Origin of the sequence: uncultured Aggregatibacter sp. (genome assembly GCF_901873365.1) — a bacterium.
Classification (GTDB): domain Bacteria; phylum Pseudomonadota; class Gammaproteobacteria; order Enterobacterales; family Pasteurellaceae; genus Aggregatibacter.
On the sequence record NZ_CABFLM010000033.1, the window covers coordinates 1 to 21,156 of the forward strand.

Annotated in this window: 21 protein-coding genes and 1 other annotated feature; of the genes, 8 read left to right on the top strand and 13 right to left on the bottom strand. The window is 43.2% G+C overall.

Annotated elements, in window-relative coordinates:
- Positions 1–493: 493 nt before the first annotated feature.
- Positions 494–622 (top strand) — a sequence feature (His leader region).
- A gap of 102 nt (positions 623–724) precedes the next feature.
- Positions 725–2,074, top strand: coding sequence for a Na+/H+ antiporter family protein (locus QZ106_RS00760; protein WP_295973044.1), 1,350 nt, complete (start codon positions 725–727; stop codon positions 2,072–2,074).
- A 62-nt stretch (positions 2,075–2,136) separates the two neighbouring features.
- Entirely contained in the window at positions 2,137–2,703 is a 567-nt protein-coding gene (priC, locus tag QZ106_RS00765; protein ID WP_295973167.1) for a primosomal replication protein PriC, read from the top strand.
- A 55-nt stretch (positions 2,704–2,758) separates the two neighbouring features.
- On the opposite strand, the gene miaB is transcribed toward priC, so the two are convergent.
- The 3 genes from miaB to ispB all read right to left on the bottom strand — a co-directional run bounded on the left by miaB (position 2,759) and on the right by ispB (position 6,122).
- Positions 2,759–4,183, bottom strand: a complete 1,425-nt coding sequence (gene miaB / locus QZ106_RS00770; protein ID WP_109128104.1) for a tRNA (N6-isopentenyl adenosine(37)-C2)-methylthiotransferase MiaB — start codon at positions 4,181–4,183, stop codon at positions 2,759–2,761.
- Positions 4,184–4,402: 219 nt separating this feature from the next.
- Positions 4,403–5,131 carry an epoxyqueuosine reductase QueH gene (locus QZ106_RS00775; RefSeq protein WP_021615484.1) on the bottom strand — a complete coding sequence of 243 codons (729 nt, stop codon included), beginning with the start codon at positions 5,129–5,131 and terminating at the stop codon, positions 4,403–4,405.
- Between the two features lies 1 nt (position 5,132).
- Positions 5,133–6,122, bottom strand: a complete 990-nt coding sequence (gene ispB / locus QZ106_RS00780) for an octaprenyl diphosphate synthase (RefSeq protein ID WP_295973052.1) — start codon at positions 6,120–6,122, stop codon at positions 5,133–5,135.
- A 239-nt stretch (positions 6,123–6,361) separates the two neighbouring features.
- Here ispB and rplU point away from each other — a divergent pair, with 239 nt between their 5' ends.
- Together rplU and rpmA are read left to right on the top strand one after the other, a co-directional pair.
- Positions 6,362–6,673 carry a 50S ribosomal protein L21 gene (rplU, locus tag QZ106_RS00785; protein ID WP_005695431.1) on the top strand — a complete coding sequence of 104 codons (312 nt, stop codon included), beginning with the start codon at positions 6,362–6,364 and terminating at the stop codon, positions 6,671–6,673.
- A gap of 20 nt (positions 6,674–6,693) precedes the next feature.
- Positions 6,694–6,951, top strand: a complete 258-nt coding sequence (rpmA, locus tag QZ106_RS00790) for a 50S ribosomal protein L27 (RefSeq protein WP_005539872.1) — start codon at positions 6,694–6,696, stop codon at positions 6,949–6,951.
- 165 nt (positions 6,952–7,116) lie between these two features.
- On the opposite strand, the gene arsC is transcribed toward rpmA, so the two are convergent.
- Positions 7,117–7,470, bottom strand: a complete 354-nt coding sequence (arsC, locus tag QZ106_RS00795) for an arsenate reductase (glutaredoxin) (RefSeq protein ID WP_295973056.1) — start codon at positions 7,468–7,470, stop codon at positions 7,117–7,119.
- A gap of 74 nt (positions 7,471–7,544) precedes the next feature.
- Between arsC and QZ106_RS00800 the strand changes: the two genes are divergently transcribed.
- Positions 7,545–8,600: an AI-2E family transporter gene (locus tag QZ106_RS00800; protein WP_295973059.1), complete on the top strand. Its 1,056-nt coding sequence runs from the start codon at positions 7,545–7,547 to the stop codon at positions 8,598–8,600.
- A gap of 61 nt (positions 8,601–8,661) precedes the next feature.
- Here QZ106_RS00800 and QZ106_RS00805 read toward each other — a convergent pair whose 3' ends face one another.
- The 6 genes from QZ106_RS00805 to glmU all read right to left on the bottom strand — a co-directional run bounded on the left by QZ106_RS00805 (position 8,662) and on the right by glmU (position 13,338).
- Positions 8,662–9,099 (bottom strand): SoxR reducing system RseC family protein, encoded by a 438-nt coding sequence (locus QZ106_RS00805; protein ID WP_295973061.1) that lies wholly within the window; start codon positions 9,097–9,099, stop codon positions 8,662–8,664.
- 11 nt (positions 9,100–9,110) lie between these two features.
- The gene (rseB, locus tag QZ106_RS00810) at positions 9,111–10,070 is read right to left on the bottom strand and encodes a sigma-E factor regulatory protein RseB (protein ID WP_021615489.1); all 960 of its coding nucleotides are present in this window, start codon (positions 10,068–10,070) and stop codon (positions 9,111–9,113) included.
- A 78-nt stretch (positions 10,071–10,148) separates the two neighbouring features.
- Entirely contained in the window at positions 10,149–10,736 is a 588-nt protein-coding gene (locus QZ106_RS00815) for a sigma-E factor negative regulatory protein (RefSeq protein WP_295973069.1), read from the bottom strand.
- Between the two features lie 41 nt (positions 10,737–10,777).
- A complete protein-coding gene (gene rpoE / locus QZ106_RS00820; RefSeq protein WP_021615491.1) occupies positions 10,778–11,353 on the bottom strand; it encodes an RNA polymerase sigma factor RpoE in 576 nt (191 codons plus the stop codon).
- Between the two features lie 121 nt (positions 11,354–11,474).
- Positions 11,475–11,729 carry a succinate dehydrogenase assembly factor 2 gene (locus tag QZ106_RS00825; protein ID WP_295973074.1) on the bottom strand — a complete coding sequence of 85 codons (255 nt, stop codon included), beginning with the start codon at positions 11,727–11,729 and terminating at the stop codon, positions 11,475–11,477.
- 241 nt (positions 11,730–11,970) lie between these two features.
- Entirely contained in the window at positions 11,971–13,338 is a 1,368-nt protein-coding gene (gene glmU / locus QZ106_RS00830; RefSeq protein WP_295973075.1) for a bifunctional UDP-N-acetylglucosamine diphosphorylase/glucosamine-1-phosphate N-acetyltransferase GlmU, read from the bottom strand.
- Between the two features lie 178 nt (positions 13,339–13,516).
- Here glmU and leuS point away from each other — a divergent pair, with 178 nt between their 5' ends.
- Entirely contained in the window at positions 13,517–16,105 is a 2,589-nt protein-coding gene (gene leuS / locus QZ106_RS00835) for a leucine--tRNA ligase (RefSeq protein WP_295973079.1), read from the top strand.
- Positions 16,106–16,168: 63 nt separating this feature from the next.
- Here leuS and recX read toward each other — a convergent pair whose 3' ends face one another.
- The 3 genes from recX to QZ106_RS00850 form a co-directional block, all read right to left on the bottom strand.
- Positions 16,169–16,630 carry a recombination regulator RecX gene (recX, locus tag QZ106_RS00840; RefSeq protein ID WP_295973082.1) on the bottom strand — a complete coding sequence of 154 codons (462 nt, stop codon included), beginning with the start codon at positions 16,628–16,630 and terminating at the stop codon, positions 16,169–16,171.
- An 81-nt stretch (positions 16,631–16,711) separates the two neighbouring features.
- Positions 16,712–17,764: a recombinase RecA gene (recA, locus tag QZ106_RS00845; protein WP_295973084.1), complete on the bottom strand. Its 1,053-nt coding sequence runs from the start codon at positions 17,762–17,764 to the stop codon at positions 16,712–16,714.
- Between the two features lie 131 nt (positions 17,765–17,895).
- Positions 17,896–19,821: an ABC transporter ATP-binding protein gene (locus QZ106_RS00850; protein WP_295973086.1), complete on the bottom strand. Its 1,926-nt coding sequence runs from the start codon at positions 19,819–19,821 to the stop codon at positions 17,896–17,898.
- Positions 19,822–19,900: 79 nt separating this feature from the next.
- On the opposite strand from QZ106_RS00850, the gene QZ106_RS00855 reads away from it, so the two are divergent.
- Positions 19,901–20,518: a MarC family protein gene (locus QZ106_RS00855; RefSeq protein WP_021615505.1), complete on the top strand. Its 618-nt coding sequence runs from the start codon at positions 19,901–19,903 to the stop codon at positions 20,516–20,518.
- Positions 20,519–20,520: 2 nt separating this feature from the next.
- Entirely contained in the window at positions 20,521–21,153 is a 633-nt protein-coding gene (locus QZ106_RS00860) for an HI_0552 family protein (protein ID WP_295973088.1), read from the top strand.
- The last annotated feature ends 3 nt before the right edge of the window (positions 21,154–21,156 follow it).

Genomic DNA, 21,156 nt, shown 5'->3' on the forward strand with positions numbered 1-21,156 from the left:
CATGATTTCGTGCGTAGCATGCTACGAATGATTTTCCTCACGAGCGTTTTTATTCGTGCAACAAGTTGCACGCTACGGGGAGCGTGATTTCATATTGTAGCGTGCATCTTGATGCACGAACAAACCAGGCACGGAACGTCATTTAACCCTTTCGGGCATTCATGATTTCGTGCGTAGCATGCTACGAATGATTTTCCTCACGAGCGTTTTTATTCGTGCAACAAGTTGCACGCTACGATTCTAAAAAGTGCGGTGAGATTTTACCGTGTTTTTTCAACTAAATAGGTTTCGTATGCGTTTATTGCATATCGGCGAAAATCCTAAAACAAACTGAGGCAAATTCCTGTATGTTTTCTTCGAAACGTAAAAAACATCAAGAATATCGACCGCACTTCACATTTTTTTGAAAAAACACTTGCAGTAAAATTTTTTTTGAAGTAGCTTAAAAAGCAATTCACATAGGAGATTCTAAAATGCGCTTTATTCGTCGTCACCATCATCACCACGTAACTGAATGATCTTTCAGGTATTTGGTGTGCTTGGAAGATAACTTCCGAGCAGGCACGAATAAAACGATACCCTTTAAAACCCCTCGGAAGTTGACTTTCGAGGGGTTTGTTTTTTTACCGTAAAAATAAATTCCTCAGAAATTAGCCGCTGATTTTATTAGACAAATTTTATTTCTCTAGTAAATTATCAATAACTTAATCATAAGGACAAAAAAATGCTAACCAATCCAGTTGTTATTTCCATCGCAGTCCTGCTGATTCTCAGCTTGTTGCGAATTAACGTGGTCGTTGCCTTGGTTATTTCTGCCCTCACCGCAGGTTTAATCGGCGATTTAGGCCTAACAAAAACCATTGAAACCTTTACCGGCGGCCTTGGTGGCGGTGCTGAAGTGGCAATGAACTATGCCATGCTTGGTGCCTTTGCGATTGCCATCTCCAAATCCGGCATCACTGATTTACTCGCCTATAAAGTGATTACCCGCATGAATAAAACCCCCTCTGCCAATGGGATTGCCATGTTCAAATATGCCTTATTGGGGATTTTGGTCTTATTCTCGATTTCATCACAAAACCTGTTACCGGTGCACATTGCGTTTATTCCAATTGTTGTTCCACCGCTACTTGCTGTGTTCAACAAACTAAAAATTGACCGTCGTGCCGTGGCTTGCGTCCTCACTTTCGGTTTAACCGCCACCTATATGTTATTGCCGGTGGGTTTCGGTAAAATCTTTATCGAAAGCGTTTTGGTGAAAAATATTAATAATGTCGGTGCCTCATTAGGGTTACAAACAACGGTAGGTGAAGTCTCCCTCGCTATGATGATTCCGGTAACCGGGATGATTTTAGGTTTATTGACTGCCGTATTTATCACTTATCGCAAACCGCGTGAATATGCCGTCACCACAGCAGAACCAACAACACAAGACATTGAGCAACACATTGCTAACATTACACCAAAACAAATTACCGCAAGCCTTGTTGCGATTGTGGCTACCTTCACGACGCAATTAGTGACAAGCTCTACGATCATCGGTGGTTTAGTCGGTTTAGTCATTTTTGCCGTGTTCGGTATCTTTAAGCTCAAAGAAAGTAACGACATTTTCCAACAAGGCTTACGCTTAATGGCCATGATCGGTTTCGTGATGATCGCTGCCTCCGGTTTCGCCAATGTGATTAACACAACTACCGGTGTAACTGACTTAGTGCAAACCTTAGGGCAAGGCTTACAAAGTAAAGGACTGGCCGCATTCTTAATGTTATTCGTCGGCTTATTGATCACCATGGGGATCGGGTCTTCCTTCTCTACCGTGCCAATCATCACCTCGATTTATGTACCGCTTTGTTTGTCTTTCGGCTTCTCCCCACTTGCTACAGTGTCTATCGTGGGCGTTGCGGCAGCATTAGGTGATGCGGGTTCACCGGCTTCCGACTCAACCTTAGGACCGACATCCGGTTTGAATATGGATGGTAAACACGACCACATTTGGGATTCTGTTGTACCAACCTTCATTCACTATAACATTCCGTTGTTAGCCTTCGGCTGGCTTGCAGCAATGACTCTCTAACCCTAAAAGTGCGGTCGGAAAAACACCTAAATTTTCCACCGCACTTTTGCTTTTTTATGTCTATGAACAACATTTCCACGCAACGCTTAAAACAAAGCCTTCAGCATTTCTTTGCACGTTATGCCTCGCAAAAAGAAGAGATTGTTTACTCAAAATTTTCACCCAATCTGTTTACGGAAAATTGGCAAAAAACGGCATTTTATTTTGAGCAGATCGAACACTCTCTTATGCAGCTTGAACAGATTGAAAGCGATAACATTGAAGCATGGCAGTTTTATACGCAAAAACTATCCGCACAATGTACCGCACTTTCGGATGCCTTAACGCGTCAACAGCAAGATGCGCAGCTCTTTCCGGTTAAAGATAAAGAAGAAAATAAACTGCAAAATAAACGTCAACATCCCGTACACAGTCTGCCACCGCGCGAACGCTTGGCAAAATACTATGAATATTTAGCGTCTTTTAATGAAAAAATTCAGCACGAGCAAGATAGTTTAAGTGAAGCACAGAGAGAGGGACTTCCATTTAACCGATTGAAACTGGAACAACTAGAACAACGTCGCGCCCGTTGCTTGGAAGCCATCGAAATGTTAGAAGAATATTTAATTTTCCTCGAAAAGCAGAAATAGTCGCAATAAAAAACCTCGCCAACATCGCGAGGTTTTTTCATGTTTATCCGATAAATTAGCCTGTGTAACGACCAACACCCAGTTCATCTTCTTTACGGGTGCGGTTAATTACCATTTGTGGCGATTGCAACACACGCAAGCCCATTTGGTCTTCGGTGCGTACCACTTCACCACGTAGGGAGTTCGTGAATACGTCGGTGATTTTAATATCGACAAATTTCCCGATCATTTCCGGCGTACCTTGGAAATTCACAATACGGTTGGTTTCCGTACGACCGGTTAATTCCATAATATCTTTCTTCGACGGGCCTTCTACCAACACGCGCTGCTCCGTGCCTAACATCGCGCGACTGAATTGAGCCGCTTGATTGTTGATGCGTTGTTGCAACAAATACAAACGTTGTTTTTTCTCGTCTTCAGTCACATCATCTGGGTAATCTGCCGCTGGTGTACCAGGACGGGCAGAATAAATAAAACTGAAACTCATGTCGAAATTCACTTGAGCGATCAAATTCATGGTCTGCTCGAAATCTTCATTGGTTTCGCCTGGGAACCCCACGATGAAATCAGAGCTGATTTGAATATTCGGACGTACCGCTTTTAGTTTGCGAATAATGGATTTGTATTCAAGCGCGGTATGTCCGCGTTTCATCATGGTTAACACACGGTCTGAACCGGATTGCACCGGCAAATGAAGGAAACTCACCAGCTCCGGCGTATCACGATACACATCGATAATATCGTCGGTGAATTCGATCGGATGGCTCGTGGTAAAACGTAAACGGTCAATACCGTCAATGGCAGCGACTAAACGCAATAATTCCGCAAAGGTACAAATTTCACCGTCAAACGTCGGGCCACGATAAGCGTTCACGTTTTGACCAAGCAAGTTCACTTCACGCACACCCTGTGCGGCTAACTGTGCAATTTCAAATAAAATATCATCCACCGGACGGCTTACTTCCTCACCACGGGTATAAGGCACCACACAATAAGTACAATATTTATTACAGCCTTCCATAATAGAAACGAACGCGGTTGGGCCTTCAGCGCGCGGCTCCGGCAGACAGTCAAATTTTTCGATTTCTGGGAAACTAATATCCACAACGGAGCTTTTTCCGCCACGAATTTGATTAATCATTTCCGGTAAACGATGCAACGTTTGCGGCCCAAAAACAATATCCACATAAGGCGCACGAGTACGAATATGTTCGCCTTCCTGCGATGCCACACAACCGCCGACACCAATCAATAAATTCGGATTATTTTTCTTTAATTCTTTCCAACGACCTAATTGATGGAAGACTTTTTCCTGTGCTTTTTCACGAATGGAACAGGTATTCAACAATAGAACATCCGCTTCCTCCGGCACCTCGGTAAGTTCCAAACCGTGTGTGCTGTGTAATAAATCCGCCATTTTAGATGAATCGTATTCATTCATCTGGCAGCCCCAAGTTTTAATATGTAGTTTTTGCGTCATACTGGCTAAAATTTACTCTAATGGTTCATAAAAATTGACTGGCTATTCTACCGAGTTGCGCTTTTCCCCGCTAGTAAAAAAGCAGATTTTTCGAAGAATTTTACCTGTTGGAGGTAGAAGAAATAACAGTTAAAAAGAAGAAAGAAAAGGCAGATAAACACCCTAGAAAAGCAAGCTTCGCCTGAAATTTATCTGCCATAAATTAATACATAGAATAATTTACTGATTCGGTGAGTAATAAAGTTTACCAATTTCAATTTTTTGACGACCAGTTTGCTCGCGCCATTTATTACTGTCACGTAAAGAATAAACGCAACCGCAATATTCTTGCTGATAAAAACGCTCGCGTTTACTGATTTCAATCATCCGTTGTGAGCCGCCTTCTTTACGCCAGTTGTAATCCCAATAGATCACATCGTCATATTTTTCTGCCGCACGATGACCGCAACCGTTAATTTGCTCCATGTCTTTCCAGCGGGAAATGCCAAGGCAACTGGTGAACACAGGGAAACCGTGTTCATGTGCATATTCAGCCGCTTTTTCAAAACGCATATCAAAACACATAGTACAACGAATGCCGCGCTCTGGCTCCCATTCCATGCCTTTAGCACGATCAAACCATTCTTGACGATCGTAGTCGGCATCAATAAACGGAATGCCAAATTTTTGCGCAAAACGAATATTTTCTTCCTTGCGGATCAAATATTCTTTTAACGGGTGGATATTCGGGTTGTAGAAATAAATCGTAAATTCAATACCGGATGCCAAGATGGCCTCCATCACCTCACCTGAGCAAGGGGCACAGCAGGAATGCAAAAGCAGTTTATTGTGCCCATTTGGCAATTCCAGTTTTTCACGAATAAACGGTGCGTTCGGATCTTTGCGCGGTTTTTGTTTGCGTGTTTTATGTTGAAAACCGACCGCACTTTGAGATTGTTGTTCTGTCATTTTAATAACTTCTATCTACCGATAAATAGGCCAAAGAAATTAACGCTTGTTTATACTCGCTTTCCGGCAAAATCTGAATCGCATCAACGGCTTTTTGCGCTTCTTGTTTAGCGCGATCCATGGCGTAATCTAAGGATTTGTGTTCTGCCATAATGGCTAACACCTCATCAATCGCCTCGCGTTTTCCGCCTTGCTCAATAGCCTCACGAATTAATGCGGCTTGTTGCGGGTTGCCGTGGTGCATCGCGTGTAATAAAGGAAGGGTCGGTTTGCCTTCAGCTAAATCATCACCCACATTTTTCCCGAGCGCTTTGGCACTCGCGCTATAATCTAGCACATCATCCACCAACTGGAATGCCGTACCGAGATAACGACCGTAATTCTGTAATGCTTTTTCCTGCTCGTCATCCGCATCGGCAATGATTGCGGCCGCTTGCGCCGCCACCTCAAATAAACGAGCGGTTTTGCTGTAAATTACCCGCATATAATTTTCTTCGCTGGTTTGCGGATCATTCACATTCATTAATTGTTGTACTTCGCCTTCTGCCAACACATTGGTGGCGTCCGCCATAATGCGCAAAATTTTTAACGATTCCAGCTGAGCAACTAATTGGAATGCGCGAGTATAAATGAAATCGCCCACCAACACGCTTGCGGCATTACCAAACTCCGCATTGGCTGTGGCACGTCCGCGACGCATATCCGATTCATCGACGACATCATCATGCAACAAAGATGCCGTATGAATAAATTCGACAAAAGTGGCACAGGTAATGGCTTTTTGCCCTTCAAAACCCAAGGCTCTTGCCGCCAATACCGCGATTAACGGACGAATACGCTTACCACCGCCTTGTACGATATAGAATCCCAATTGATTAATCAGCACCACATCTGAGTTCAGCTGGGCTAAAATCGATTCGTTCACTTTTTGCATATCCGCTTGGCTTAACGCCTGGATTGCCGTCATATCCATTAAGTTTGTTGTCTTCATTTTGGTTAATTTGAGCTACATAAGGCCGGTTACGTTAAAACTGAGGCATAAAGTGCGGTCGATTTTACCTGATTTTTTAGGCTTTCTGAAATCGTTCCGGGGAATTTGTGGGATTTTTTATTTTCTTTTAAAGAAGTCCTTGCCATAAGGCAAATTTTTACGTAGAATTTGCGCCCTATTTATATGAATTTTATGTGCGAAATGAAACAACATTAGAGCACAATGATAGCGGAGTATTTATGTACGCAGTTTTCCAAAGTGGCGGTAAACAACACCGAGTAAGCGAAGGTCAAGTGGTTCGTTTAGAAAAACTTGAACTTGCAACTGGCGCAACAGTTGAATTCGATTCAGTGTTGATGGTCGTTAATGGTGAAGATGTTAAAATCGGTGCCCCAGTCGTTGCTGGTGCAAAAGTAGTGGCTGAAGTAGTTGCGCAAGGTCGTGGCGATAAAGTAAAAATCGTTAAGTTCCGTCGTCGTAAACACAGCCGTAAACAACAAGGTCATCGTCAGTGGTTCACAGAAGTGAAAATCACTGGGATTCAAGCATAATTTCAGAGGAGATCAAGTAGATGGCAACTAAAAAAGCTGGTGGTTCAACTCGTAACGGTCGTGATTCTGAAGCTAAACGCCTTGGTGTTAAACGTTTCGGTGGCGAATCTGTATTAGCAGGTAGCATCATCGTTCGTCAACGTGGTACTAAATTCCACGCAGGCAACAACGTTGGAATGGGACGTGACCACACCTTATTCGCGACAGCCGATGGTAAAGTAAAATTTGAAGTAAAAGGTGAGAAAAGCCGTAAATACGTAAGTATCGTTACTGAATAATTTTACACAGAGAACAAAATAAATACCCTGCAAAAGCAGGGTATTTTTTTAGGTTATTTCAATCATCAAATCCGTACCCAATTTACGCTTCAATCAGTTTTTACGCGGCAAGCAGTTAATTCATCCCCCCCCTTCAAAGTGCGGTCAAAAATAATTGCATTTTTTCTAATCTAAAATAGCCAATACACTTTCCGGCGGGCGCCCTATTTTGGCTTTATTGCCGTTAATAAGAATGGGACGTTCTAAAAGTGAGGAATGTTGACTAATCGCTTGCAAAAGCGCCTCCTGACTCAAATTCGGGTTATCCAGACCCAGTTCGCCATATAACGCATCTTTTGTTCGCATCATTTGTCGAACATCACTGATGCCTAGTTTATCTGCAAGATGCTGTAATTCAGCCGGTGTATAGGTGTTTTGCAAATAAAGCTCAATTTTAGGATGAATATGATGCTGTTCTAATAAAGCTAATGTTTCACGACTTTTTGAACAACGAGGATTATGAAAAAGAATAAGTGACATGGAAATTCCTTCTGTATATGTGATTCGCTCAAATTTTAACTTATAATCGTACCCGTTTTACAGAGGTATTTATTATGATTGAAATGTTAAAAACGTGGTACGCTCGTCGTTTCAGCGATCCGCAAGCGATGGGATTATTTGCCATTTTGTTGTTTGGCTTTATCTTAATCTATTTTTTGAGTGATTTGATTGCCCCCTTGCTCGTTGCCATTGTGCTTGCTTATCTTTTAGAATGGCCCGTTCGTTGGTTAAATACGCGCTTAAAATGTCCAAGACTACTCGCTAGCACCATTATTTTAGGTGGATTTATCGGCTTGGTTTTCTTAATTGTTGTCGTTTTAATCCCTAATCTATGGGGGCAAATGGCGGGATTATTAGGCGATTTACCACATATGTTCAATAAATTTAATGAATGGCTGCTCTCCTTGCCGGAACATTATCCGGAATTGATTGATTATCAAATGGTTGATTCTATTTTCAGTTCCGTGCGTACTAAAATTCTCGGTTTAGGCGAATCTGCCTTAAAGCTCTCTCTTTCCTCGATCATGAACTTAGTGACATTGGGGATTTATTCTTTTCTTGTGCCACTCATGATTTTTTTCTTGCTGAAAGATAAAGAACAATTAATTGCCGGCGTCAGCCGTTTTCTACCGCGTAACCGAACATTAGCCTCTGTAGTTTGGTTAGAAATGCAACAACAAATCGCCAATTATATTCGTGGAAAATTAATGGAAATTTTGGTGGTCACCATCATCACCTACGCCATCTTTCTCATTTTCGGCTTAAATTACCCATTATTATTAGCCGTAGCGGTCGGACTTTCCGTATTAGTGCCTTATATCGGTGCGGTGTTAGTGACTATTCCTGTCGTGCTAGTTGCGATTTTTCAGTTCGGTGATACCCATACGTTTTGGTACATCGTGATTACATTTATCATCACACAGCTCTTAGACGGTAACCTACTTGTGCCTTTTCTTTTTTCGGAAGCCGTGAATTTACATCCGCTGATTATCATTATTGCGGTGCTCATTTTTGGCGGCTTGTGGGGATTCTGGGGGGTATTTTTCGCAATTCCGCTCGCCACGCTGGTTAAAGCCGTTGTCAATGCTTGGCCTTCCAATGAAACATAAGGAAGGCTCAAAGCCATCGCCTAGAGACGAAATAATGCGATAAAATAGAGCGTCATCTACGTTAAAGTACGCGTAATAACACCGGTTGGTAAGCCGATTTACAGTTCAGTTTTTGGGCATACCAGCGCACACCAAGGAAGGAAAGTGCGGTTGAAATAAAAATAAAAAATACACTGACAAGCTCGTGACTCAACAACGAATCAAACAACAGCGTGCTGAATAATAAGGTGAACAACGGCACGCAATACATCAGTAACGCCGATTTGATCAAAGAATGTTCAGACAAACCAATCTCCACCCTCTGCCCAACTTTTAACGGTGTAATGGTTTCAACGGTGAAAATATACTCACCACGCGCACCGCTACCGGTTAATTCCGATAAGGCGGAATTTCCACAAGCGGATTTCGCGGCACAACTGCCACAGGCACTTTGTGATTGGCATTTGACTTTCGCCTTGCCGGATTCGTATTCAATCACGACCGCACTTTCTGTCAACATAATAAGCCTATTTAGTTTTTGTTAAATTGAATGTCTTGCACAATACGTTTTGCCGTAGAAATCGGTAATTGCCCAATAATTGTTACCTCTTTATTGCCCACGGTTTCGTTATAAATCGTGTATGCGCCTTGTCGCCAAGTATTATCCGGCTGTGTATTTTCAGTCATTTTGTCAGATACATATAGCGTAAAAGAAAAAAGTCCATCGCTATAAAGTTGTGATTCAATTTTATCATTGCTATCACGTTCAATACTACGATTTACTGCTTTAAAACCTTGTGGCAACCAACCCGGCGCCCAAGTAAAGTTTGGCGTTTGATTGGCATTTTTATCCATGAGTAATGGAGGGAAAGCCACTTGATTGAAATAATCCACTAAGCCTGAAATTCCATTTCCCACATACACATTAACGACACGGAATTGATCCAATAAATTGCCATCGCGATCCAACATATCGCTGCGCAACAGCAAGTTATTCTCTTCATCAATAAAAGCAACATATTGATAACGAAAATCGTCTTTCGGCAAAATTCGAATGGTTTGTACCACATGATCCGCTACGCGATTACGCCCGATATTCACAAAATCATAGTATTGTTCCAAGGTATCAAAATTCGCACGAATAAGTGGCGGCAAATTATCGGTAATGCCTTCGCTGTTAATACTAAAAGGTTGATAGTTTGGCTGGAAATAGCTAATTAATTTATCGCGTTGAATAATTTCTTGTTGAGCACCATCAAGCGTCACTAATTGTGCAAATGTTTTGCCGTTCACTTTAAAATGACGATAACGCAACGAATCCATATTGGACGGCGTGGTTTGCACAAAAGAAAACTCATAATTGAGCTGATCGGCGGCTTTCTTCATTTCCTGCAACAACTGTTTCGCCGAAAGCGTTTCGGCACCGACAGAAGAAAATGAAGTACTGAGTAAGAAAAAAAGTGCGGTGGTTTTTAGAAATGTTTTTAACATGATCAAATTCCTAATAAACAAATTCACCACCAAAAATGGTGGTGAATTCTTACAAAATGGTCATCCCGAAACGCAGGATTATTTATTGTTGCGGTTTTGCCCCAAATTGATGGAATCAGCATAAACCCGGCGTTGTAGTTCATAACTTTGCAACATCGCACCAATACGCTTATTTTTTTGCTCAAGCTGCTCAGCTGTCATCACATCTTTGCTTGGCGCATTGTAACTCACTTCTTGCACACCATTGTTAAAAGGCAAAGTCTGTAGTACTGGCGCATCTACCGCACTTTGAACGGTAGATTTCGCATTAAAAGACTGCACACCTAATACGGCTACCAAACACACGCTTGCTGCAACGGCAACCTGTGTTATCGGCATAAACCACGCTTTTAATTTTTGCATGAACGGCGCATTTTCCACTTCCTGCGGCAACGGTTGAGACGTCATTGCGTTAGACACTTGAATCTCTTCTGTTGCAATTAAGCTTTCCATTTTGGCGGTGAAATCAGCACCTAACACAACATTCGATTCTTTACGCATAATAGAACGGATGGTGTGAAAATCTTCCCAACTTTCCTGCAATTCCGCATCTTGGCATAATTGTTCGGTGAACGTAGGATTCACTTGCTCACCGTCCATATATGCTGAAAGTAATTCTTTTTGCATGTTTGTACTCCAACTAACCGTAGAGGTATTCCTATTTTTAATCAACGTTGTAAAAGCGGTTTGACCTTGCTTTCAATAATTTCACGTGCTCTAAAAATTCGTGATCTGACCGTCCCCACCGGACATTCCATAATTTCCGCAATTTCTTCGTAACTCAATCCTTCAATTTCGCGCAAAGTAATTGCTGTGCGTAAATCTTCTTGTAAGCCTTTAATGGTATCAAACACAATTTTCTTTAATTCGTTAGATAACATTTCGTTTTCAGGTGTTGCCACATCCCGTAAATTCGATCCGACATCGTAAGACTCTGCCTCTTCAGCCAAAATATCTTCATTTGGAGGACGGCGACCCTGTGCCGTTAAATAATTTTTTGCAGTATTTACTGCGATTCTATATAGCCAAGTATAAAAAGCACTATCACCACGAAAAGCACCGATAGAACGGTAGGCTTTTATAAATGATTCTTGTACAACATCGGGAATATCATTCGGTGAAACATACCGCGTTAACAATCCGGCTACTCTATTTTGATAACGCGATACCAACAAATTGAAAGCTTTCTTATCTCCCTGCTGCACCCTTTCTACCAAAGCTTGATCTGTTAGCTGTTCAGCCATATCACCTCAAATATTACGTCTCACAAACTTTAATTTCAAAGCCAGCAAGCTTACAGCAAATTAGACGAAATGAATAAAAAAAAGTTCAGTTCTTTTATAAAAATGAATAAAACAATGCAAATCAATGTGTTAGGTTGAGCTTTTGTTGAATTTCCTGCACCATGTCAGCCAATTGCGGATCCGCAATCTCGCCATGATTAAAGAACCAAGAAAATAACTGCAAATCACTGCAAGCCAACAAGCGAACAAAGATGGCTTTTTTATGCTCGCTTAACTGCTCAAAATGCTGTTTATAAAACGGCATGATGACCTTATCCAATTCCAGCATCCCACGCCGGCAATCCCATTCAATACGTAACGGATCGTAATGTTTCATGTTATTCTCCAATCAAATACATTCGCCTTTTCCGAAGTGGATAGAAAGTGCCTATCCTCTGAAATCAAATCCGGCGCATTTCCACATCGCATTTTAACGATATGCCTTTAGTTTAACGTGAATGCATACATAATTATAGTGATGAATAGATCGAGATTTGAAGTTGCTCAAAAAATATAAAAAAGAGCAATACAGCAAAGCCATATTGCTCTTGTGAATGCTTAACTTCGATTAAACCGAATTATTTCTTCTTCGGTCTTTCCCAACCTTGCACGTGTTTTTGTGGCACACGGGTGGTGACCAGTTCGTCGCGTTTAACATCGTAGCGGATAGTGGAGCCGGCGCCAATCGTCGCACCACTTTCAATGGTCACCGGTGCGATAAGTTGGCTATCGGAGCCGACAAAGACGTTATCGCCGATAGTGGTTTTAAATTTATTGGCACCATCGTAGTTACAGGTAATCACACCTGCGCCGATATTACAATTTTGACCAATTTCCGCATCGCCCACATAGGTTAAGTGGTTCACTTTGGAGCCTTTGCCGATGTGCGCTTTTTTAATTTCCACGAAATTGCCCACATGGGTGTTTTCTGCCAGTTCTGCGCCCGGACGCAAGCGGGAGAATGGACCAATAGCCGCATTGGTGCCCACAGTGGCATCTTCCAATACGGAATACGGTTTGATTTCCACATCATCGCCGATATCACAGTTTGTCAGCACACAACCGGCACCGATTTTCACGCGATTTCCCAACCGCACTTCGCCGTTTAAAATCACGTTAACATCAATTTCAACATCCTTACCGTGAGTCAAGTTGCCACGCAAATCAAAACGCTCAGGATCTAACAACATCACGCCTGCCAACATCAGTTTATCAGCTTGTTTACGCTGAAAATAACGTTCCATACGCGCTAATTGTTGACGGTTATTGATACCTTCAACTTCCATAAAATCCTCAGCTTGTACTGCAACAACAGCGCGTCCATCACGATTTGCTAAACCAATGACATCTGTAATGTAATACTCGCCTTGCGCATTATTATTGTCTAACTGAGCAAGCCATTTTTTAAAACTCGCGCCGTCAGCAACTAAAACCCCCGTATTGATCTCCCGAATCTCCCGTTGTTCCGGTGAGGCATCTTTTTGCTCCACAATACCAACGACTTTACCGTTTTCACGTAAAATTCGGCCATATCCTGTTGGGTTATCCAATACCACCGTTAAAACAGCAACGCCATTTTCAGGCTTGGCATCAATCAACTTTTGCAAGGTTTCAGGCGTGATCATCGGTCCATCGCCGTACACCATCAAAATATTTTCGTCATCAGCAAAAAACGGTGCGGCCTGTTGCATGGCATGGCCTGTACCGAGCTGTTCTGTTTGCAACACCCAATTCACCGGTTCCGCCGCCAAACGCTGTTGCATCAAATCGCCACCGTGTCCGTAAACCAAATGAATATTGCGCGCGCCAAGTTGTTTCGCTGTGTCAATCACGTGTTTTACCATCGGTTTGCCTGCAATCGGATGTAAGACTTTAGGTAAATCGGAATACATACGGGTGCCTTTGCCGGCCGCCAAAATGACGACACTGAGTGCTTGAGTTGTCATAAAAATGTCTCTTTTGTTCGCTAAAAATTGCGCGCTAGTATATCACTCTTGGCATTTTGTAAAAGAATAAAAAACACCGCACGTCTTCCTGTTATTTTTCCCCATTTTACGCTATTCTATGAAGTATTTTCTAAGTTAAAACCCGCTAAAGTGCGGTCTATTTTTAAGGTGATTTTTTATGCAAGAACAATATCGTCCTGATTTGCTTGAACCGGAAGTGCAAAAATTCTGGCAGGACAATAAAACTTTCAAAGCGGTACAAGATAACAACAAAGAAAAATATTACTGTCTTTCCATGTTGCCGTATCCATCCGGTCGTTTGCACATGGGACATGTTCGTAATTACACCATCGGTGATGTGGTTTCTCGTTATCAACGCATGATTGGCAAAAACGTGTTGCAACCAATGGGGTGGGATGCGTTTGGTTTGCCGGCGGAAGGTGCGGCAGTAAAAAATAATACCGCCCCGGCAAAATGGACTTACGAAAATATTGAGTACATGAAAAACCAGTTGCAACTGCTAGGTTTTAGTTATGACTGGGATCGCGAAGTAACCACTTGCCGTCCGGAATATTATAAATGGGAGCAATGGTTCTTCACCGAGTTATACAAAAAAGGCTTAGTGTATAAGAAAACCTCTACGGTGAACTGGTGCCCGAACGATAAAACCGTCTTGGCAAACGAGCAGGTGCATGAAGGTTGTTGTTGGCGCTGTGATACACCAGTGGAACAGAAAGAAATTCCACAATGGTTTATTAAAATTACCGACTATGCCGAGCAATTATTGAGCTGCTTAGACGATTTGCCACAATGGCCGGATCAAGTCAAAACCATGCAACGTAACTGGATTGGTCGTTCTGAAGGCGTGGAAATCACCTTTGATATTAAAGATACCAACGAAAAATTAGCCGTTTATACCACCCGTCCGGACACCTTCTACGGCGTGAGTTATGTGGCGGTAGCGGCAGCTCATCCATTGGCAACGCTTGCTGCGCAAAATAATCCTGAATTAGCAGAGTTCATTCAAGAAGCGAAAAATACGAAAGTTGCGGAAGCGGACATTGCCACCATGGAGAAAAAAGGTATGGCTACCGGTTTGTATGCGGTACATCCGTTAACCGGTGAACAAGTGCCTGTGTGGGTGGCGAACTTTGTATTAATGCACTACGGTACTGGCGCGGTAATGGCTGTACCGGCGCACGATCAGCGCGACTATGAATTCGCACAAAAATACAGTTTGGCAGTGAAACAAGTGATCGAACCGATGAACGGTGAAGAAATTGATTTAACCAAACAAGCCTTTACCGAACACGGCAAACTGATTCATTCCGGTGAGTTTAATGGCTTGCCATTTGATGCGGCATTTAATGGCATTGCCGACAAATTAGAAAAGTTAGGTGTGGGCAAACGCCAAGTGAATTACCGTTTACGCGACTGGGGCGTCTCCCGTCAACGTTATTGGGGTGCGCCGATTCCAATGTTAACCTTGGAAAACGGCGATGTAGTGCCGGTGCCAATGGAAGATTTACCCATCATTCTGCCGGAAGATGTGGTGATGAATGGCGTGAACAGCCCGATTAAAGCGGATCCGGAATGGGCGAAAACCACCTATCAAGGCAAACCGGCATTAAAAGAAACCGACACCTTCGATACCTTTATGGAATCCTCTTGGTATTACGCCCGTTACACTTGCCCGGAATATCAACAAGGCATGTTAAACAGCGAAGAAGCGAACTACTGGTTGCCGGTGGATCAATATATCGGCGGTATCGAGCATGCGACCATGCATTTATTGTATTTCCGTTTCTTCCATAAATTATTGCGTGATGCAGGCTTGGTGACCAGTGATGAACCAGCAAATAAATTACTGTGCCAAGGCATGGTGTTAGCGGATGCGTTCTATTACACCAGCCCGACCAATGAACGTATTTGGGTTTCGCCAACCAAAGTGACTTTAGAGCGTGACGACAAAGGTCGTATCGTGAAAGCGGTGGATGACGAAGGTCATGAGTTGGTGCACGCCGGTATGACGAAAATGTCGAAATCCAAAAACAACGGCATCGACCCACAAGAAATGGTAGAAAAATACGGTGCGGACACTGTGCGCTTGTTCATGATGTTTGCCTCGCCTGCGGAAATGACCTTGGAATGGCAAGAATCCGGTGTGGAAGGGGCGAAACGTTTCTTAGCGCGTGTATGGAATTTGGTGTTTGAATACAGCAAAAATCCGACAAAAACAGCCGTTAATCCGACCGCACTTTCTAGCGCTCAAAAAGCGTTACGTCGTGATGTCCACAAAACCATTGCGAAAGTAAGCGATGACATTGGTCGTCGTCAAACGTTCAATACGGCGATTGCGGCAATCATGGAATTAATGAACAAGTTGACCCGCGCGCCGTTGGATGACGAACAAGATCGCGCCGTGATGGCGGAAGCCTTGAGTGCTGTGGTGCGTATGCTTTATCCAATTACGCCGCACATTTGTTTCCGTTTATGGAAAGAACTGGGTAATCAAGACATTATCGACTTTGCCCCTTGGGTGGAAGCGGATCCTGATGCGATGATTGAAGATGAAAAATTGATTGTGGTTCAAGTGAACGGAAAAGTGCGTGGTAAGGTCACTGTGGCTGCAGAAGCAGATGAAGAAAGTGTGAAAGCGATTGCCTTTGCCGATGAAAACGTCAAACGCTTTACCGACGGAACGCAAATCGTTAAGGTGATTTATGTTGCCGGCAAGTTGCTCAATGTTGTGGTGAAACCGCAGTAATCTAATCAAAAAATGGCCGCACTTAACGCAAAGTGCGGTCATTTTCCTTGTTATTTTTCGAGATCAAAACTCGTCCTCACACTCACCAGTGCCCACATAATCCGCAAAATCCTCTTGATGAAACCCATGTGACAGCATGTATTGCCAAATTTTTTGGCGCATTTTCGGCGGTTGCTTTTCCTTATAATCAGGAAACTTTTTGCGTAACACATTTAACGCCAATGCCGACCAGTCAATATCGCATTCACGGATAACCGCTTCAATGGTTGCGCTGTCAATCCCTTTTAATTGACGCAATTCTTGTTTAATTCGATTAATGCCATAGCCTCGCTGAGAACGGCTGTTCAAATAACTTTCGGTAAAACGTTGATCACTTTGCCAATTTTTTTGCTGGCAATGGGCGATGGCCTGATCAATGTCTTCCTCAGAAAACGCTTTTTCCTGCATTTTACAACGCAGTTCAAATTCGCTGTATTCACGGCGAGAAAGTAAATTCATCACATAATTGAGGGCAAAGGAGGACATATTGTGTTACTTGTGATTATGGTTAAAAAACAGATAGAAAAAATGCGGTCTTTTTTCACCGCACTTTACCTATTACTTATTTTATTCGAAATCAGATTCAGCTACTTCGTCTTCAACATCGGCGGTAATGGCTGTTTCCGGATGCGCCAATAATTCATCACGCAAGGTGCTTTCAATTAATTTCGCTTGCTCCGGATTCTCTTTTAACCATTTCATTGCATTGGTTTTACCTTGACCGATTTTCTCGTTTTCATAGGCATACCATGCACCGGCTTTGCTGATGAGCTTGTGTTTTACGCCAAGATCAATCAATTCGCTTTCTTTAGAAATGCCTTCACCGTACAGAATTTGGAAATCCACTTGACGGAATGGCGGTGCAACTTTGTTTTTCACCACTTTCACGCGGGTTTCGTTACCAATCACTTCATCGCCTTCTTTGATTGACCCGACACGACGAATATCTAAACGCACAGAGGCATAGAATTTCAGTGCGTTACCACCGGTAGTGGTTTCCGGGTTACCAAACATCACGCCGATCTTCATACGAATTTGGTTGATGAAAATCACTAAACAGTTGGCATTTTTAATTTGTCCGGTCAATTTACGCAACGCTTGAGACATAAGACGTGCTTGCAAGCCCACATGAGAATCACCCATGTCGCCTTCAATTTCCGCTTTCGGCGTTAAGGCTGCAACGGAGTCAACAATAATCACATCCACCGCGCCGGAACGTACTAAGGCATCACAGATTTCTAACGCTTGCTCACCGTTGTCCGGTTGAGAAACCAACAACTCTTTCACATCCACGCCCAGTTTAGAGGCATAAATTGGGTCTAAGGCATGTTCTGCATCGATAAAGGCACAGGTTTTACCCGCTTTTTGCGCTTCGGCGATAACAGAAAGCGTCAAGGTGGTTTTACCGGAAGATTCCGGGCCAAAAATTTCAACGATACGTCCCATTGGCAAACCGCCGATCCCTAACGCTAAGTCAAGACCGAAGGAACCGGTGGAAATCGCTTCAATATCCAATTTTTGGCTGTCGCCTAATTTCATGATGGCGCCTTTACCAAATTGTTTTTCAATTTGACCTAACGCGGCTTCGAGCGCTTTTTGTTTTTCTTCTTGAGTTGCCATGTTTATACCTCGGGAAAATCATTATCAAAATTTGCGCTTATAATAACTGTATCAATATACAGTATCAAGTGAAATTTTGATCTTTTTAAAAATAATGTGATACCGCTTCCAAAACACAATTATTTTGCGTCTTATTCTGCTTGAAACATGATGTCTTCTATGCTTTCTTGCAGTGCCAACCAGTCAACTTCTACCTCTTCCAACTGCTTTTTCACCTGCACCTGTTCGGCTAAAAGTGCGGTTAATTTTGCTTTCATTTCTGCGTCGTACAAACTCGGATCCGCCAAATCTGTTTCAATCTGCTGTAATTTAGCCCCCAGTTTTTCCATTTGAGTTTCTCGCTCCGTTGCCTGTTTGCGTAATGGCGCAAGTTGTTGGCGAAGTTCCGCCTCTTTACGTTTTTGTTCTTTACGGTTAGCGGCAGAATTTTCATTTTCACTGGGCTCATTTTGTTCTTTTATCGCCGTTGGCTGCGCGTTTTGCTCGTTTAGCCACTTCTGATAATCTGCCAAATCCCCTTTAAATTCTTCCACTTGCTTATCATGCACCAAATAGAATTCATCCACGGTATTGCGCAACAAATGGCGATCGTGCGACACCAACACCAAAGAACCTTGATAATCCACCAACGCTTCGGTCAACGCCTGACGCATATCCAAATCCAAGTGGTTGGTCGGTTCATCTAGCAACAGTAAGTTCGGGCGTTGCCACACAATAAGTGCCAACACCAAACGCGCTTTTTCACCACCGGAAAAAGACGCCACCGGCTGATTCACTTTGTCGCCGTGAAAAGCAAAGCCACCTAAATAATCGCGAAGTTGTTGTTCTGTTTGTTGAGGCGCAATTTTTTGCAAATGCCACAAGGCGCTTTCATCCGCACGTAGCGTATCTAATTGATGTTGTGCGAAATAGCCTAACTGCACACCTTTCGCCAATTGAATCGTGCCGCCGGTCGGGGGGATTTCGCCTGCCAATAATTTAATTAAGGTGGATTTCCCTGCACCATTTTTACCGAGCAACCCGATACGTGAACCGGGCACCAAATTCAGTTTAATTTTACTTAAAATTTCCACCGCACTTTCACCCGAACCATAACCGGCAGAAGCGTTTTCCATCATTAATAGAGGACTTGGCAGGGAGAGCGGTTCACGAAATTCAAAATGAAACGGATTATCCACATAAGCCGGCGCAATTTTTTCCATGCGTTCCAATGCCTTAATACGGCTTTGCGCCTGTTTGGCTTTGGTGGCTTTGGCTTTGAAACGGTCGATATAGCGCTGCAAGTGATCGATTTTCAGTTGTTGTTGACGATACATGGCATTTTGTTGCGCCAATTTCGTTGCCCGTTGCAATTCAAAGGAAGAATAATCGCCCGTGTATTCATTGAGTTTTTGTTGTTCAATATGCAGAATTTTGCCGACAATCGGGTCTAAAAAGTCGCGATCGTGCGAGATTAAAATCAATGTGCCCGAATACTGTTTTAACCAACGCTCCAACCAAATCACGGCGTCCAAATCCAAGTGGTTGGTCGGTTCATCGAGCAATAATAAATCAGAGCGACAAATCAGTGCCTGTGCCAAATTCAACCGCATCCGCCAACCACCGGAAAACGCCTTCACCGGTTGCACTAATTCCGCCTGAGAAAACCCCAAACCGTGCAATAACTCGCCGGCGCGTGCTTCAATCGTCCAAGCATCAATGGCATCAAGTTGATTATGCAACGTGGCAATCGCATTGCCGTCATTCTCCGCGTTCGCTTGTTGCAATGCCTGTTGCAGACGGCTGTATTCACGGTCGCCCTGAATCACATAATCAATGGCGCGGCAATCCAGTGCGGGCGTTTCTTGATTCACCCACGCCAACGCCCACGTTGACGGAAAAGACACCTCGCCACCTTCGGCGCTCATTTCATTTTTAAGCAACGCAAATAATGAGGATTTGCCACAACCGTTTTTGCCGACCAGGCCAACTTTTTGTCCCGGATTAATGGTGGCGTTGGCGTTTTCGAGGAGCGTAGTCAAGCCCCGTTTTAGGGTTAAATTTGTGAAAAAAAGCATTGGTTTATAACGAATTTAATATAAGATATCAGTTCATAAAATACGTAGGTTATTTTCCACTTTTTTATTGGAGTTGCCAATGTTTGATTCTCTCGTCGTTCAATTTGTCGTGCTATGGGCGGTTATTGACCCGATTGGCTCCATTCCTGTCTATTTAACCAAAACCGTTGGATTATCCGTAGAAGATCGCCGAAAAATCGCACGTAAAGCCGTGATGATTTCCGCCGGTATTTTGATTTTCTTCCTCATCGCCGGACAAGCCTTGTTAGAAGCCATGCAAATTCCCCTCACCGCCTTCCAAATTGCCGGCGGTTTGGTGTTATTACTGTTCGCTTTGACCATGATTTTCGGCGAAGGCAAACCGGAACAAGAAATTAAACTCTCATCCAATCTCAACGAACTCGCCGTGTATCCGTTAGCTGTGCCGTCTATTGCCTCACCCGGCGCCATGATGGCGATTGTGTTGCTCACCGACAACCATCGTTTCAGCCTGTTCGATCAAACCATGACAACCTTAATCATGCTTTCTGTGTTGTTGATTACCTATCTTTTATTCCTCGCCGCCAACCGCATTCAACGTTGGATTGGTAACACCGGCGCAGCGGTGATTAGTCGCGTCATGGGATTAATTTTAGCCGCCGTTGCCATTAATAATATGTTGGTGGGCATTCGTGATTTCTTTACACAAATGAGTTAAATATGAACCTAATTAATGCCAGTGCTTGTGAGCTATTTAATCTTCCTTTTTTCCAATTTGCTCAAATGAAAAAATTTTGCCCGGAAGAGATTCCGCGCATTAAAGCTGACTATAAAGCCCATTGGGAAAACTGGAAAGCGACCATTTTGCAAGCGTCCACAGAACTCGGTGCGCCTTTTGCTAAACCGCATATTGAAAGTTGGACGAATGGGTGGCAGGTACGCGGACATTTTTTTGCTTATTTTAAGTATGAAGATCATCTTAATTCCGCGGCGATTTTATCGGTATTATTAAACTCTCGCCGTTTGTCCGTCAGTTTAGATTGGCATTGCTATCGCGCCGATCGTTCACAAATTAATGTGCAACAATATAACCAATGGCTCGAAAATATGGACTTTACCACCTTTGCGGAGTTTGATATTTGGCGCGGTGATGAAAGCGAATACGATGATTTTCGTCAAGTCAAGACGCTTTCGCCGACCGATTTAACGTTGCGTTCTGACGACGATTTTTGGTGCATCGGGCGAAATGCAGAAAAAGCCGAATTGGATTCACTGGATGCGACCCAATTTATCGTCAATAGCATTCGCGAGCTCCTACCGCTTTATGAAGCCTGTCATCGCAAGCCAGCATAGAAA